The sequence below is a fragment of the Enterococcus sp. AZ171 genome (assembly GCF_051714005.1).
In the GTDB taxonomy this organism is placed as follows: domain Bacteria; phylum Bacillota; class Bacilli; order Lactobacillales; family Enterococcaceae; genus Enterococcus_B; species Enterococcus_B pernyi.
This window is the reverse complement of record NZ_JBIORA010000001.1, coordinates 2,661,738-2,677,234: the sequence shown is the minus strand read 5'-3', so window position 1 is coordinate 2,677,234 and position 15,497 is coordinate 2,661,738. Positions and strand designations below refer to the sequence as shown.

Below are 15,497 nucleotides of genomic sequence, written 5' to 3'. Positions count from 1 at the left end.
GCAGTAGGATAACTCTTATAAAAAAGTGCCTCAACGAAAATCGTTCTCCGATCTTTCGTTGAGGCATTCTTTTTCTCTAAAATTTTTTTACTCCGTTTGATCAGGTAAAGAAAGAGAAGGGTGTGTCTTCAAATAGGTTTCTTTTTGCCGACGTGTTTGTTTTTTGAACGTGGCTTCGGCTTTTGTGGCTTCACTTCTTGTAGCGTATCCTTCTGCATGGATCATTTTTACAGGACGTCTTTTTTGCAAACGTGTGTATTTCGCACCTGTGCCATTATTATGTTCTTGTAAACGACGAGCCAAATCGGTGGTATATCCTCCATAGAACGTATTATCTTGGCAGTGCAACACATAAAAGTAATGGTTATTCTCCATAAAGCATCTCACGGAGTTCAGGGGTATACTCACCTTGCGTATCGTAGGTGAACAAAGGTGGAGACACTTTGAAACCATCGGCTTTTCCTTGCTTGATTCCTTCAATCAATAAAATATTTGCTTCTTTGCCTACTTTAGGATAAACAAACTGAACACGTTTCGGTGCAATCTGATAGGTTTGCATAAGGGTCAAAATCTCTAAGAAACGTTCTGGGCGATGTACAAGAGCTAAGCGACCATTTGTTTTTAATAACTTGCCGGAGATTTGGATCACTTCTTCCAACGTTGTATGGATCTCATGTCGGGCAATTGCTAGATGCTCATTTGGATTTTTTTTGTTTGTAGGTAAGCCTTTAAAGTAAGGGGGGTTACAGACGACTAAGTCACAAGAGTTGTGTCTGACAACCGATAAACTTTCTTTTAAGTCAATCGTATGCACGGTCATTTGTTGTTCTAAATGATTCAAGGAAATGCTCCGTCGAGCCATGTCAGCTAAGCGTGGCTGTAGTTCGATTGCATCGATCTTTGCCTGTGTTTGTTTGCTTAAAAATAGTCCGACAGCACCATTCCCTGAACAAAGGTCAACGATTTGACCGGTTTTTGGCGCACGAGCAAAATGAGCAAGCAATACAGCATCTAAAGAAAAGGAAAAAACTTGGGAACTTTGGATAATCTTAATATCTTTTGCATATAATTGGTCAATACGTTCATGTTCGTGAAGCATCTAATTCCCTCCAAATGAAAAAACTAATCGTATGTAGTATACTATTTTTGTTCAAAAGAACCAAGAGAACTTGTCAAATCGGTCTTTTTTAGGCATACTATAGGAACGAGAAGTAAAGAAAGGAAGAGGATATGTTCTATCGATTTATGCGCGGGCTCGTTAAAGTGATTTTAGCTGTCATCAATGGCAATGCCCGTTATGAAAATAAAGAAGTCTTACCAAAAGACGAGAATTACATACTTGTTGCACCACACCGCACTTGGTGGGACCCGTTGTATCTCGCTGTTGCTGCATCACCTAAATCGTTTAGTTTTATGGCGAAAGAAGAATTGTTCAAAAACCCTGTTTTACGATTTATCTTAACACGCTCGAATGCTTTTCCAGTCAAAAGAGACAATCCGGGACCAAGTGTGATCAAGACACCTGTCAAGATTCTAAAATCAACCGATCTAGGATTGATCATGTTTCCAAGTGGGACAAGACATGCGACTGAGTTGAAAGGTGGAATGGCGTTAATTGCCAAAATGGCCAAAGTAAAAATCGTTCCAGCTGTGTATCAAGGACCTTTCACGTTAGGTGATCTATTCAAACGCAAACGAGTGATTGTTCGCTTTGGTGAACCGATCGACTTGTCAGATATCAAAAAAACTGACAAGGAAGGAATGGCAGAAATCGAGCGACGCACACAAGCCGCATTTGATAAACTAGACAAGGAAGTAAATCCTGATTTTAAATATGAGATCATAAAAAAGAATGAAACAGAATAATTGTTCTTTATTCGATGAGCGATAAAAGAAACGGATTGTCTAAGACACCGCTTCTTTATCGCTTTTTTTGTTATAAAATCCCCTTTTTGTAATTGATTCTAGCTGTCATGTCCTTGATGGAAGTGTTATAATAGTAAGAAGGATATTTTTTTGAGGTGATGAGATGCGTTTTTTACATACAGCTGATTGGCATATAGGGAAAAAATTGCAGGGCTACGATTTACTTAAAGAGCAAGAACATGTACTATCTGAGATTTTAACGATTGCGAAAAAGGAAAAAGTGGATGCGATCGTTATTGCAGGTGATCTCTATGATCGAAGTATTCCGGCCGTAGAAGCCGTAGAGATATTCAATCGATTGATGATCGACTGGAACCTGAACGAAAAATTCCCGATTTTCGCTATCTCAGGAAACCATGATAGCAGTGTTCGATTATCTGCTGGAACTGAATGGTTCAGCCAAACAAAATTCTTTTTACACACCCGATTTGCTGAAGCTTTCCAACCTATCGACTATCAAAATACTCAATTTTTCTTATTGCCTTATTTTGAACCAATCTCTGCTAGAAGTTATTTTGAAGATGATACGATCCGCACGGTCCAACAAGCAATGGAAAAAGTAGTTGACCAGATGCAACTCGCTTTTGATCCTGAAAAAAAACAGGTGCTGGTCAGCCACTTTTTTGTGACGGGTAGTAAGAAATCAGATTCAGAAACAAAAATCGAAGTGGGCGGACTAGATGCGATTCCAGGTAGTTTATTGGAGCCATTTGATTATGTCGCTTTAGGACATCTTCATAATCAAGCAGCCTTGCAACAAGAAAATGCTAGATACAGTGGTTCGCCACTTAAATTCTCACTTTCAGAGATCAATCAGAAAAAAGGTGTTTGGATCGTTGATCTAACTGACACCTTGGTGTTGGATTTTCAAGAAATCACACCTTTGTATGATATCGCTGAAGTAACTGCTAGTTTTAAAGAATTATTAGACCCAAGTTTTTACCATACGATCAACCGAGAAAATTATTTGCAGATTTATTTAAAAGATCGCGCAGTTATTCCTAACATGATGAACCAACTACGAGCAATCTATCCTCGAATACTTGGTGTCGAACGTGTCAATGGACGGCATCGTTCCACAAGCAAACGACAGACACTTGAAATCAAGCAACCAAAGAAACTCGCGGAAACATTCTTTACCGAAATGGTGGATGAACCGATGACAGAACAACAAATGAGCTGGTTAGAAGAAACGTTGCAAGAACTCACAGAAACGGAATGATCAAGTATGAAACCACAGACGTTACGATTGAAAAATTTTGGCCCATTTATTGATGAAACGATTGATTTCTCAAAATTGACCCAAGCGGCCTTGTTTTTGATTACAGGAAAAACAGGGGCTGGCAAAACAACGATTTTTGATGGCATGACTTATGCGCTTTTTGGAGAAACATCTGGAAGGTTGCGGTCTGGCAAAGAGATGCGGTCATTATTTGCGACACCAGAAGACGAAACGAGTGTCTTTTTTTCGTTTGAACATCAACAGTTGCGTTATGAAGTCGAACGTAAGCCTGAACAATTGTTAGCTAAACGCAAGGGTGAGGGCATGAGAAAACAGGCGGCAAAAGTCAGTTTAACGATCTTTGATGAAAAAGGAAAAGAAATTCGACAATTAACAAAACGTAGTGAAGTCGATCAAGAAATCAAAGAACTATTGAATTTAGATGCGAAACAATTTTCACAGATCGTCTTACTGCCGCAAGGAGAATTTCGGAATTTCTTGATTTCCTCTAGTAGTGAAAAAGAAACAGTTTTACGTAACTTATTCGGCACACAATTCTTTCAACGATTCACCGAACAATTGAAAGAAAAAGCCAAGAACAAGCAAAAAGAACTGGATCATTTAGAGCAAGAATTAGTCTTATTGCAAAGGCAATTTAGTTCCTATGAGGAGAAGCAACCGGCTGGTCTACAATCTTTTGAGACAGTGATCAATGAGTGGAAAGAGTATCAAGATCAAGTTTCAACAAGGCTCGCCTCAGAGCAAGAAGTATTAGAGCAACTGAAAGAAGAACAAAAAATCAGCGAGACGGATTACTACCACGGGAAAAATCAAAAATCTGCTTATGAAGAAAAGCAACAATTATTAGCAGAACAACAAGTGCTCAATGAGCAACAACAAGTGATCGAGGAGCACCAAAGATGGATTTCCCATTATGAAGTTGCTCAGCAATTGCGCACACCGCTTGAACGTAGCCAAGAATATCAAGAATCACTTACCACACAGGAAAGTGAGAAACAGCAACTAATTATTGCGTGCAATAAGGTGACAAGTGATTTACAGAAATGGCAAGAACAGGCGGACGTACGAGAAAATCTCGAACAAAAAATAGCAAAAATGAGTCAAACGCTCCAAGAAAAGCAACGATTGATCCCAGTGGCCGATACTTTCAGAGAAAAACAATCGGAACTTTCCGTAATGGAAAAAAAAGTCAGTGAGTTACAGCAAGAAATCCAACAACTGGCAGATCAGCAATTGATCCTTCAAGAAAGACAACAAACGAGTCAAACCGTTTTAGCAACCCAAGGGGAACTACAAGAAAAACAGTTGGTTTATGAACGTTTACGTTTAGAAGGGGAACGTTACTGTGAACAACAGCAACACCTTGATCACCTTGACAAAGAACTAGTAAAAAATCATCAGTACTTTGAACAAACAACAGAGCAATTGGTAGAAAAACAACGATTACTTGAACAACAAACACACGAGTTCAATCAATGTAAAAGCGACTGGGCAAAGCAACAAATTACTTATTTACAAACCCTATTGATACCTGGTGAACCTTGCCCAGTATGTGGTGCAACGGAGCATCCATTGACACCGGATAATCGTGAATCAGTGCAGGAAAACTTAGCTGTGCTTGAAGAAAAAATGGTCCAAGCAGAACAATCGATCGAAAAAACGCATCAAGAAATTGGTCGAAAAGAAGCAGAAATCGAAGAAATCAACCAACAGCTTGCTCGTTTAAGCCAGCAACAAGTGGAAATGAGTCAACAGTTGGATCAACAAGCAATTTATTTGAACACAGAGTTAAAAGCCACCTTCCAAATAGATGTCCAAGAAGATATTGTTCAAGGGTTGGCGGAAATAGAGAAAACCCTCAATGCTCGTTTAAAGGAAATCAAAAAAGCAGAAGAAGCACAAGTAAGGGTCATGGAAGAACTAGCCAGCAACAAAGAACAAAGTGAACAGATCAAAGCTCAACAAATGCTCCATAATGAAAAAATCCAACGACTCCAAGGTGAGATGGCAGGATTGAGTCAACAATTAGGAGCAGAAGACCTTGATACTTTAGTAAAAGAAGCTGATCAATTAGCCGAACAGTCGAGCAAGAGCAAGCAAGAATTGGAAGAGCAAATGGCCCAAGGTGAGAAACTCCAGCAAGAATCAGCTGTTTTGACGACTAAAATCGAAGCGTTGACTGAACAAATCGAAAAGACAATTGCTCAATATGAAAAAGAACAACGGAAAATCTCTAGTTTCTTAGAGCAACACACTGATTTTTCTTCGCAAGAAGCAATAGCAGCGTTGTTAAAAGAAACAGTCACATACGAAAATAGAAAAACAACGATCAAGGATTATCAAACGAAACAGTTGGTTCTTTCCACTCGCTTAGAACAATTGGCACATGTCACTTATGATGAAAAATCCCAAGATTTGACAGTGTTGAGTGAACGAATCGAAAAAATCAAACAACACATTGAAGAGCAACAACAATTGATCTATCACTTACAACAAGAGTATAAAACCAATCAGAAAGTGATCATGGAATTTACTACAAGTTATCAAAATAGTCAGGAACAACTAGATGAATTGATCCAGTTGCAACAATTATCACAGACAATGAATGGCGAAAATCCTAAAAAAACAAGTATTGAACGTTATGTCTTGCAAGTTTATTTACAAGAAGTCTTGCAAGTCGCTAATGAACATCTGATACGATTGACAAAAAGCCGCTATCAGTTTGAATTAGATGAAGAAGTTGGTAGCTACCGCGGAAAGACTGGCCTGGAGATCAACGTGTACGATGATGAAGGAGGAACGACCAGAGGATCGCATACTTTATCCGGAGGCGAAAGCTTTATTGCTGCATTATCATTAGCTTTAGCCTTGGCAGAAGTGATTCAAGCGCAAGCTGGTGGAATCACGATCGAAGCATTGTTTATTGACGAAGGGTTTGGTTCACTGGATGAAGAAGCCTTGGAAATGGCGATGGAAGCATTAGAAACAGTTGAAAGCGAAGGCAGGATGATCGGGATCATCAGCCATGTACGTGAGTTGAAAGAACGTGTCTTGCAACAAATACGAATTGATACAAAAGGTAGTGGACAGAGTGAAATACACTACCATTTTGGTTAAGAAGGGAGATTGATAACAATGAAATGGAGTATTCCGGAAAAAGTCATTGCAAGAGGGCGTCAATATTTGCAAGAAGACCGTGTGTTATCGGTTGTCCCAGATCAAGAAGATAATGTGTGGCATGCAGAGGTTTTAGGTAGCGAGCTGTATTTAGTTGATTTAGATGGTACAGCAAAAGAAATCGACTACTGTCAATGCCCATACTGGGAAGAACATCATTATTGCAAGCACACTGTTGCAGTAGAACTTTATTTACGATCGAAACAACTTTCTCGTATCATGCAGAAAGATCAAAAAATGATCGAACCAACGAAAAAGACCAGTGAAGGAGAACTATTGACAAAAGGATTTGCCCGATTAAAAGGGAAGACTTCTACTAAATCCTTGCAACCCTTAGTGATCGATTATCATGTCGAACAGATCGAAACCAATCAATACCATCCAGAACTTTCTATTTTGGCGGTTTATCTACGTGTGGGCTTTCTAGAAACACCTAAGAAGACATACATCGTAAAAAATATTTATGAATTTCTACAGGCGTATACAGAAGAAGAAAACTATACGGTAAATAAACAGTATCAATTCCGTTTAGAGCACCGAGTTTTCCAACAAGAAGATCAACAACTAATGGAGCTATTCGCAGGTATTGCACAGACACAAACATTATTAGGCGCAAACGGTGTCTTGGTAAAAGGGAAATTAGACAAGCGTTACTTACTTTTGCCAATCGATCAATCGAAATCTTTGTTAGAGCGTATGAATCAATCGACACGTTTGAAACTACAGATCAATGATCAAACTTATCATGGCATCCAGTTTTCAGATGATACGAAACCGCTAAGTTTTCAAGTCAAGAAGAGAGAAACACAGTATCAATTGACTGCCGTAAGTGACTTTGATTTGTTCTTGTCTCACTATCAGTGGGGGATCAGACAAGGTACTATCTATCATTTGACTAAACAGCAACAGACGATCTATTTGACTTGGAAGCAACTGATGAAACGTTTTGAAGAGCCAGAAGTTGCCTTTCATAAAAAAGAATTGTCTTCTTTATTTAAAGAAATTTTACCGCTTTTAGATCAGATAGGAACCGTTGCTATTGATGATGAAGTGACAGCAGAAGTCGCAGATATTCCAGTAGAGTTTGTCTTTGTTTTTAAAAAAATGAAAGGGCAAATTCAAGCAAGGATCGATTTTGTATATGGAGATGTTGTGTTCTCCACAGATGAACGACATGAAACGCTTGCTGAGCAAACTACCGAAATATTGAGAGATACGGCGCAAGAACAGCGGGTCCTTGATTTGTTTCGTATGTACCGTTACCGGAAAAATAAAACGGGCTACGAACGTCCATTACCTGAAGGTGAAGCTTTGTATCAGTTTTTCCGGACAGAATTAGCTGTTTTTCGTCAATTTGGAGAAGTCCGTATAGGAAAAAAATTACGGGAATTATATCTAGATGCACAAAAACACCAACCACAGATCGAAGTAGAAGAAACAGGATCATGGCTAGATATCCGCTTTGATGTGACAGGAATCAACGAGCATGAAATCGACAATGTTTTGCAGAGTTTGTTAAGAAATGATTCATTTTATACCTTAGAAAGTGGACAGGTATTATCGTTTGATTCAGAAGAATTCCAACAAACAAGCAAAATCCTACAACAATTCAGAGATACGATCCGTTCAGACGATGGCGTTATCCAAGTGCCAAAAAATCAAGGATTGATGATCAAAGAACAATTTACAGGAAGTAATGCTAGTTTTGGCGATTCTTTCCAACAAATGACTCAAGACTTGATCGATCCTACGAATTACAAAGCCACTTTACCAAAGAATTTGCAAGCAGAGCTTAGAGACTATCAGAAGCAAGGCTTCCAATGGTTGAAAATGTTAAGTCATTATCAATTTGGTGGCATTTTAGCTGATGAAATGGGTCTAGGGAAAACGTTGCAGACTATTGCTTTTCTGCTTTCGGAGAAAGAAGAAAAAGGTGCGTTGGACGCCTTGATCGTAGCACCGGCGAGTTTGATCTATAACTGGCAAGCCGAAGTGAAAAAGTTTGCACCCTCATTGAGTGTCCAAGTGATCAATGGCAATAAGAAAGAGCGAGAAACTTTGTTAGCTGAAAAAGTAGATATTCGTGTTACTTCTTATGCGAGCTTACGTCAGGATCTTTCTGAATATCAATCATCGACGATTAATTATTTAGTCTTAGATGAAGCGCAAATGGTGAAAAATAGCAGCACAAAGACTGCTCAAGCTTTACGAGAGTTGCATATTCCACAGCGCTTTGCTTTAAGTGGGACACCAATCGAAAATAGCCTTGAAGAACTATGGTCACTATTTGCTACAATCATGCCGGGATTCTTTCCGAATCGGACACGTTTTAGAGAATTGACGACAGATGAAATCGCGCAAATGATCCGACCTTTTGTTTTAAGACGAGATAAGCAAACAGTTCTCAAAGATTTACCAGAAAAAACTGAAATGAATCTTTATTCTGCGTTGACGGAAGAACAAAAAACAGTGTACCTTGCTTATTTAAGACAAATGCGTGAAGAAGTATCAGCTATGGATTCAGAGTCGTTCAAAAAGAATCGGATCGGCATCTTGGCAGGACTGACACGTTTACGTCAAATTTGTTGTGATCCTCGCTTGTTTGTAGAAGACTACCAAGGTGGATCAGGTAAGTTAGAACAAGTAAAAGATTTATTACTAGCTGCAAAAGAAAATAACCGTCGTGTCTTGTTGTTCTCCCAATTTACGGGTATGCTGACGATCCTTCAAGAGGAATTAGCTGAATTAGGGCTAAGTACCTTTTATTTACGAGGAAGTACAAAGGCACAAGATCGTTTAACCATGGTCGATGCTTTCAACGCGGGTGAAAAAGATGCCTTTCTTATTTCACTTAAAGCAGGAGGGACTGGGTTAAATCTAACTGGCGCAGATACAGTCATCCTTTATGATTTATGGTGGAACCCAGCGATCGAAGAACAAGCTGCTGGAAGAGCCCATCGTATTGGACAAAAAAATGTTGTTGAAGTATGGCGAATGATTGCTGAAGGAACAATCGAAGAGCGAATGGATTCCTTACAGCAAGAAAAACGAGAATTGTTCCAAAAAGTAATCCAAGGAAACGAAGAACAATTGACGAAACTAACAGAAGACGATATTCGTTTGATTCTAAGTATTGGTGAAAATGACGAATAAAACGTAAAGATCATTTATTGAGTAATTACTCTCTTATACAGGAAACAGTAAATAAGCCAAGGAAGATAGCCACGCAAATCTGCGCAGTGATCTTCCTTGGTTTTTCTTGTTTATTTATTCGCAGATGCTTATTTGATCAGACAAGCTGAGCTTCTCCTACAGCAGTTTTTATAGCGGATAGCAGTTGATCGAACTCGTTGATCTCTACATCACACACTGGACGCTCGTTGATGGAACGTTTGCGGTGATTGAACCATAACGTCTGCCAATTGGCACTCTTAGCACCTAACACATCGTTTTCGTAATTATCGCCAACGTATAGTGTTTCATTAGGTGACATATTGAAAGTTTTCTCGGCTAATTGGAAGATTTCCTTTTCTGGTTTTTGAAAGCCAGTTGCTTGAGAAACTAGCATACAATCAGCAGGAATCCAATTTGTTAATTGAAGTTGATTTAATTTTTTTGTTTGATGATCAGTTGGTCCATTGGTGATGATCCCTAATGGAATATTTTTTTCTTTAAGAAAATCAAGTGTTTTTTTTACTTCAGGATGAAGAGAGATATTTGCTAGTTCCTCTTCGTAGACTTCTTGGAAAACTAAGCATTTTTCATCAGAGATAGGTGAATAACCTAGATCGATCAAGGACTGACTAATGCGGTGTGCACGCATATAATCAAGTGTCCATTCTCCAGCCATGACTTTTGGGAAATTCTCATCGCTGTGATGGCGGAAACGGATATATAATCCATGCATATCTTCTTCTGCTACTTGAGGTACCACGCTTTGAACTGAATTCTTAAATGGTTGCTGCTGATCATACATTGTATCGTCAACATCAAATACAACTGATTTAATCAAATTATTACACGCCTTTCAATATTCTATCTTTTCACAAATCCTCGCTTATTGTATCAAAGAAAAGGTGATAAAAACGTTGAGATTTAAAGGTTTTTATTACTATATTTCTTATTAGTTGACAGAATAAGGTTTGTGTATTTTAGTTTTTTTAACTAAAAATAATTAATTTTATTATAAAGAAATCAACAAATCTATTTTCCGCTTTGTCAAATGGATTATAATAGTAAAAATAAATAAAACAAAAGATAACTTGTTTTTTTAATACAGAAAAAATAAAATTAGCAAAATATAAAATAACGTTAACTAGCAAGCTGGCTAGTAGGTTTTAACTTTTCCGTTGAACGCATCTGCTACTTCAATTTTATAGTGGCGTTAAAATCAACATTTTTTTAGTTTTTTTTATTTTCTGAGTTTTAAAAATTTTTTGTTATTAAATAAATAAAAAACATTACACGTGAAAAAAACGCTATCATTTTTAAAGTTTTCAAAAAGACTAGTACAGATTTTTGTGCTGTGTTATGTGTTTTTTGTATTGTAAAAGTATTTGAAAACTCTAATTTTTTTACTCAAAATTAAGTAGAAACCTTGGTTTAACTGTATATCTGTCTTAGATAACTTTCATTTTTTTAAAAATAATTTAAAAAAAAGCTAGCTATTTAAATGTTGATTAGGTATAATAGAAACAGATGGAAGATATTCAGGATCTTCTGTTACAAAAATGTGGCTATAATCACAAAAAGGAGTGATGCACGTTGTTAACACTATATACTTCCCCAAGTTGTACTTCCTGCAGAAAGGCTCGTGCGTGGTTGCAAGAGCATCAGATTCCATTTGTAGAGCGAAATATTTTTTCAGAACCTCTTAATAGCTCTGAATTAAAAGCAATTTTACAAATGACGGAAGACGGAACAGAAGAAATTATTTCTACCCGTTCAAAAGTTTTCCAAAAATTAAACATGGATCTTGATGAGTTACCATTACAAGAACTTTTAGAGCTTGTACAAAACAATCCTGGTTTGTTACGTAGACCAATTATGATCGATAACAAACGTCTACAAGTCGGCTTTAATGAAGATGAAATTCGTCGTTTCTTACCACGAGATGTTCGTCAATTAGAATTACGTCAAGCCCAGCTAATGGCTGGTTTATAGAAAACACAGAATGAAACTTAGGAGGATGTGATGTCTTTCTAAGTTTTTTTTTATTAAAAATAAATTGTGTTTTTTTAGGACTTAATGATTTTTTCTTTACATTTATTCTTATTTCGCTACAATTAATCTATATGGATAGTTGGGATAAAGTGAGGTGTAGCATATGGAAATGGAACATATCAATGAGAATACGATTCGTGTAATGATTGGTCATGATGACCTAGAAGAACGTGGGGTCTCATTTTTAGATTTATTAGGTAACCACAGAGAAATTGAAAACTTTTTTTATAGTATCTTAGAAGAAGTGGATATTGAAGAGGAGTTCCAAAGTAGCGAAGCTGTCACTTTCCAAGTTTTGCCAAAAGGGGATGGCCTAGAGCTGTTTATCAGTAAGAATATGCCAGACGAAGAGATCGGTCAAAACAATGAATCGACGTTGAATAGCGCAGATGTTAGTGAGTTTCTTCAAGATCAAATGCTTGCAAATGAAGAGGAAAGCGACTTAACAGAATCAACTACTGCAAGTGAACAACGAGCAATCTTTGTATTCAATGACTTTGAGCAAGTGATCCAGCTTGCCAATGATGTTCAGTTAGAATCAGCTTGGACAGATCTATACCAATTAGAAGAACGTTATTATTTAGTTGTTCACTTTTGGATGGAAAATCTAAATCAAACCGATGTTGAAAATCAATATGCACGTATTTTAGAATTCGCTGAGAAAAGTACACGAACAGCTGAAGCATTGAATGAATATGGGCAGCAATTGATGGAACGTAATGCTCTGGAACGAGTAAAATTTTATTTTGAATAAAGCATAGGATAGGCTAACACAGCGATAGTTGACATTGCTAGGTATGCTTTGTCGAGGGTCTCAACATTTGTTGAGACCTTTTTTCGTTGGCGTATTTATCTAATGAAAGGAAGTGAGTCGATGTTACTCGCCAAAGACAAAGAAGGGTCTATTTTTTTAGCAACTGATGCAACAAAAGAGTGCGACTACTATTGTCCAAACTGTGGGAATCAAGTGTTTTTAAAAAGAGGAATGAAGAGAATCGCCCATTTTTTCCATCATGATACTTCGGACTGCCAAGTATTTAGTGAGGCGGAATCTGAAGAGCATCTTAATCTAAAAAGACAATGTTTCCGATGGTTGAAAAAAAGCTATCCAAGAGTAGAAATGGAAGGATATCTATCACAACTGATGCAACGTCCGGATATCTTGGTTGGTCATCATGCGTTTGAGATCCAATGTTCTCCATTGTCTTATGAGCGAATGATCGAAAGGACGATCAATTACAAAGCAAATGGGTATGTTGTTTGGTGGCTATTAGGAATGAAATTTTTCAAAAGGAACGATTGCTTAAGATTAGAAAAAAAGTTTTGCTACTACGACGATTTACGACAGCTCCACTTTTGGCAAATCGACTGGTCTACGCAAAAGGTTTACTTATATAGTCAGATCTTCACAGACTTATCGGGGAAAATCAGGTTTGAACAATCTTCTTGGTCCTTTTTTGAGAAAGAGCTATTAACAGTATTAGAAGTCGAAAGTGGCTCATTGCGAAAAATACCAAGTTCTTCTTCCGTGAAAACAAAAGACTGGATAGCAAAACAAATCATTCGAAAAAATAAAAAAGTATTAGGAGTACAAGAACAGTGCTATCTAAGAAAGAAGCATGTGCTTTATCTTGAATCGTGGTTCTATGAAGGAAGTGATTTCTTTTGCTTTTTTTCTGAACAAGTATTCTTTTATCGGTTGCTGTTTTCACAGATGAAATGCAAAGAGAATGATAAGAAAACAAGTTCTTTCGATAAATGGTATCAGGAAATCAAGGAATATAAAAATGAGTGGTTATTTCCTTTGATTGATGAACAAAAAATTTATCGATTGTTTTATGAAGAGTGTAAACGTTTAGTACAAAAATAATAATCAGAGAAGAATTCCATATACAAAACATGAAAGAGTTATGATAAACTCAAAAGAGTAAGTAAAAAGTAACTATTATTTTTTATTCAGAAAAGCATAGTTGCAAAGATGAACAAAAGGAGTGGAACAGATGAGCGAAACAACGAAGTTACCAAATAGAGAAGATTTGCCTGAAAAATTGACATGGGACCTAACACCAATCTTTTCAAGCGATCAAGAATTTGATAAAAAGTACGAAGAATTGACTGAAGAATTAAAAAATTCTGAGCATTATAAAGGAACATTAGGTAATGGAGCAACAGCATTTTTGGAGGCGCTTGAATTTGTCTTAACAATGTATCGTAAAGTTGAGCTTATTTATGTCTATTCCCATTTAAAAAATGACCAAGATACGACAAATACGACATATCAAGCATTGTATGCTCGTGCTGGAAGTTTACTTTCAAAAGTGAGTGAAGCAATTGCTTGGTATGAGCCAGAAGTATTGCAACTTTCTGATGAGCAAATTTGGCAATATTTTGAAGAAGAACCAAAATTAGAAGTTTATCGTCATTATGTCAAACAAATGGTTGATAACCGCGCACACATCTTGTCAGCAGATCAGGAAGCATTACTTGCTGGAGCCGGAGAAATCTTTGGTGCTTCAAGTGGTACATTTGCAGTATTGAATAATGCTGATTTAGAGTTCCCAACAATCACTGGCGAGAATGGTGAAAAGATCCAATTATCGCATGGTGTATATGGTCAATTATTAGAAAGTACCAATCGTGAAGTACGTGAAGCGGCGTTCAAAGGACTATACAGCGTATATGCACAATTTAGAAACACTTTTGCTTCCACACTTGGGACGCATATCAAAGGGCACAACTTCAAAGCCAAAGCACGTCGATACGCTTCTGCCAGAGAAGCTGCACTAAGCAATAACCATATTCCTGAAAGTGTGTATGATACTTTAGTTACTGTTGTGAACAAACATTTGCCGTTATTGCATCGATATATGGAACTACGGAAACGACTATTAAACGTAGATACATTGCATATGTATGATCTGTATACGCCAGTATTAGGTGAAGCACCAATCAAATTTACGTATGAAGAAGCAGTAGAAAAAGCCATTGAATCACTTGCGCCAATGGGAGAAGAATATCTGGCTGTCGTAAAAGAAGCATTTTCAAACCGTTGGATCGATGTAGTCGAGAATAAAGGGAAACGCAGTGGCGCTTATTCTTCTGGTAGTTATGATACCAACCCTTACATTCTGATGAACTGGCATGATACGTTGGATCAACTGTTCACCTTGGTCCATGAAATGGGACATAGTGTCCACAGCTATTTCACACGTTCGAACCAACCTTTCGTCTATGGTGATTATTCAATCTTTTTAGCCGAGATCGCGTCAACAACAAATGAAAATATTTTGACCGAACATTTATTAGCGACCGAAGAAGATCCTCGGGTTCGTGCCTATGTCTTGAATCATTATTTAGATGGTTTTAAAGGAACAATTTTCCGTCAAACACAATTTGCAGAGTTTGAACACTTCATGCATCAAGAAGATGCAAAAGGAACACCTTTGACGAGTGAGTACCTAAGTGAAAGCTATGGCGAATTAAATGCTAAGTATTATGGTCCAGCTGTTGAAAAAGATCCAGAAATCAAAGATGAATGGGCGCGTATCCCACATTTCTACTATAATTATTATGTCTATCAATACTCAACAGGATTTTCTGCTGCATCTGCTTTAGCGAAGAAAATCTGGGAGAAAGAACCAGGCGCATTAGATGCTTACCTAACGTATCTAAAAGCAGGAAACAGCGATTATCCAGTAGAAGTAATGAAGAAAGCTGGTGTGGACATGACCCAAGCAGCTTATATTGAAGATGCAATGGCCGTGTTTGAACAACGATTAAATGAATTAGAAGCATTAGTGGAAGAATTATAGAAATCATGTGTTGAGTGATCTATTGATTGGATCTTTCTAGGTCCGTTCTGATCCTGCCAAAAACCGGAAAAGTGTGTGAGTTTCTCGCTCAACACTTTTCCGGTTTTTACTGTTAA

At 37.5% G+C, this 15,497-nt stretch carries 11 protein-coding genes; 8 read left to right on the top strand and 3 right to left on the bottom strand.

Going from position 1 to position 15,497, the window contains the following annotated elements:
• Window positions 1-87: 87 nt before the first annotated feature.
• Together IGJ49_RS12880 and IGJ49_RS12875 are read right to left on the bottom strand one after the other, a co-directional pair.
• Window positions 88-375: a GIY-YIG nuclease family protein gene (locus IGJ49_RS12880; RefSeq protein WP_349520362.1), complete on the bottom strand. Its 288-nt coding sequence runs from the start codon at window positions 373-375 to the stop codon at window positions 88-90.
• Window positions 365-1,099, bottom strand: coding sequence for a tRNA1(Val) (adenine(37)-N6)-methyltransferase (locus IGJ49_RS12875; protein WP_010734235.1), 735 nt, complete (start codon window positions 1,097-1,099; stop codon window positions 365-367). Before IGJ49_RS12875 ends, IGJ49_RS12880 begins: the two co-directional genes overlap by 11 nt.
• A gap of 131 nt (window positions 1,100-1,230) precedes the next feature.
• Between IGJ49_RS12875 and IGJ49_RS12870 the strand changes: the two genes are divergently transcribed.
• From IGJ49_RS12870 to IGJ49_RS12855, 4 genes are all read left to right on the top strand, one after another.
• Window positions 1,231-1,866 carry a lysophospholipid acyltransferase family protein gene (locus IGJ49_RS12870; RefSeq protein ID WP_438723773.1) on the top strand — a complete coding sequence of 212 codons (636 nt, stop codon included), beginning with the start codon at window positions 1,231-1,233 and terminating at the stop codon, window positions 1,864-1,866.
• 163 nt (window positions 1,867-2,029) lie between these two features.
• Window positions 2,030-3,148 carry an exonuclease SbcCD subunit D gene (locus IGJ49_RS12865; RefSeq protein ID WP_019723019.1) on the top strand — a complete coding sequence of 373 codons (1,119 nt, stop codon included), beginning with the start codon at window positions 2,030-2,032 and terminating at the stop codon, window positions 3,146-3,148.
• Window positions 3,149-3,154: 6 nt separating this feature from the next.
• On the top strand, window positions 3,155-6,286 hold the full coding sequence (locus tag IGJ49_RS12860) for an AAA family ATPase (protein ID WP_438723770.1): 3,132 nt from the start codon (window positions 3,155-3,157) through the stop codon (window positions 6,284-6,286).
• An 18-nt stretch (window positions 6,287-6,304) separates the two neighbouring features.
• The gene (locus tag IGJ49_RS12855) at window positions 6,305-9,499 is read left to right on the top strand and encodes a DEAD/DEAH box helicase (RefSeq protein WP_438723768.1); all 3,195 of its coding nucleotides are present in this window, start codon (window positions 6,305-6,307) and stop codon (window positions 9,497-9,499) included.
• A gap of 136 nt (window positions 9,500-9,635) precedes the next feature.
• Here the strand turns inward: IGJ49_RS12855 and IGJ49_RS12850 are convergent, their stop codons facing one another.
• Entirely contained in the window at window positions 9,636-10,358 is a 723-nt protein-coding gene (locus tag IGJ49_RS12850) for an HAD family hydrolase (protein WP_010734240.1), read from the bottom strand.
• 752 nt (window positions 10,359-11,110) lie between these two features.
• On the opposite strand from IGJ49_RS12850, the gene spxA reads away from it, so the two are divergent.
• From spxA to pepF, 4 genes are all read left to right on the top strand, one after another.
• Window positions 11,111-11,509 (top strand): transcriptional regulator SpxA, encoded by a 399-nt coding sequence (spxA, locus tag IGJ49_RS12845; RefSeq protein ID WP_019723016.1) that lies wholly within the window; start codon window positions 11,111-11,113, stop codon window positions 11,507-11,509.
• A 163-nt stretch (window positions 11,510-11,672) separates the two neighbouring features.
• Window positions 11,673-12,323 (top strand): adaptor protein MecA, encoded by a 651-nt coding sequence (locus tag IGJ49_RS12840; protein WP_375152515.1) that lies wholly within the window; start codon window positions 11,673-11,675, stop codon window positions 12,321-12,323.
• A 102-nt stretch (window positions 12,324-12,425) separates the two neighbouring features.
• A complete protein-coding gene (locus tag IGJ49_RS12835) occupies window positions 12,426-13,439 on the top strand; it encodes a competence protein CoiA (protein ID WP_438723764.1) in 1,014 nt (337 codons plus the stop codon).
• A gap of 130 nt (window positions 13,440-13,569) precedes the next feature.
• Complete coding sequence (pepF, locus tag IGJ49_RS12830; protein ID WP_010734244.1) at window positions 13,570-15,381, top strand: oligoendopeptidase F; 1,812 nt, start codon at window positions 13,570-13,572, stop codon at window positions 15,379-15,381.
• The last annotated feature ends 116 nt before the right edge of the window (window positions 15,382-15,497 follow it).

Bases quoted from the DNA above. Each gene is read 5' to 3' on its own strand.
- IGJ49_RS12880 (WP_349520362.1), bottom strand. From the start codon at position 375: ATGGAGAATAACCATTACTTTTATGTGTTGCACTGCCAAGATAATACG.
- IGJ49_RS12875 (WP_010734235.1), bottom strand. From the start codon at position 1,099: ATGCTTCACGAACATGAACGTATTGACCAATTATATGCAAAAGATATT.
- IGJ49_RS12870 (WP_438723773.1), top strand. From the start codon at position 1,231: ATGTTCTATCGATTTATGCGCGGGCTCGTTAAAGTGATTTTAGCTGTC.
- IGJ49_RS12865 (WP_019723019.1), top strand. From the start codon at position 2,030: ATGCGTTTTTTACATACAGCTGATTGGCATATAGGGAAAAAATTGCAG.
- IGJ49_RS12860 (WP_438723770.1), top strand. From the start codon at position 3,155: ATGAAACCACAGACGTTACGATTGAAAAATTTTGGCCCATTTATTGAT.
- IGJ49_RS12855 (WP_438723768.1), top strand. From the start codon at position 6,305: ATGAAATGGAGTATTCCGGAAAAAGTCATTGCAAGAGGGCGTCAATAT.
- IGJ49_RS12840 (WP_375152515.1), top strand. From the start codon at position 11,673: ATGGAAATGGAACATATCAATGAGAATACGATTCGTGTAATGATTGGT.
- IGJ49_RS12835 (WP_438723764.1), top strand. From the start codon at position 12,426: ATGAAAGGAAGTGAGTCGATGTTACTCGCCAAAGACAAAGAAGGGTCT.
- pepF (WP_010734244.1), top strand. From the start codon at position 13,570: ATGAGCGAAACAACGAAGTTACCAAATAGAGAAGATTTGCCTGAAAAA.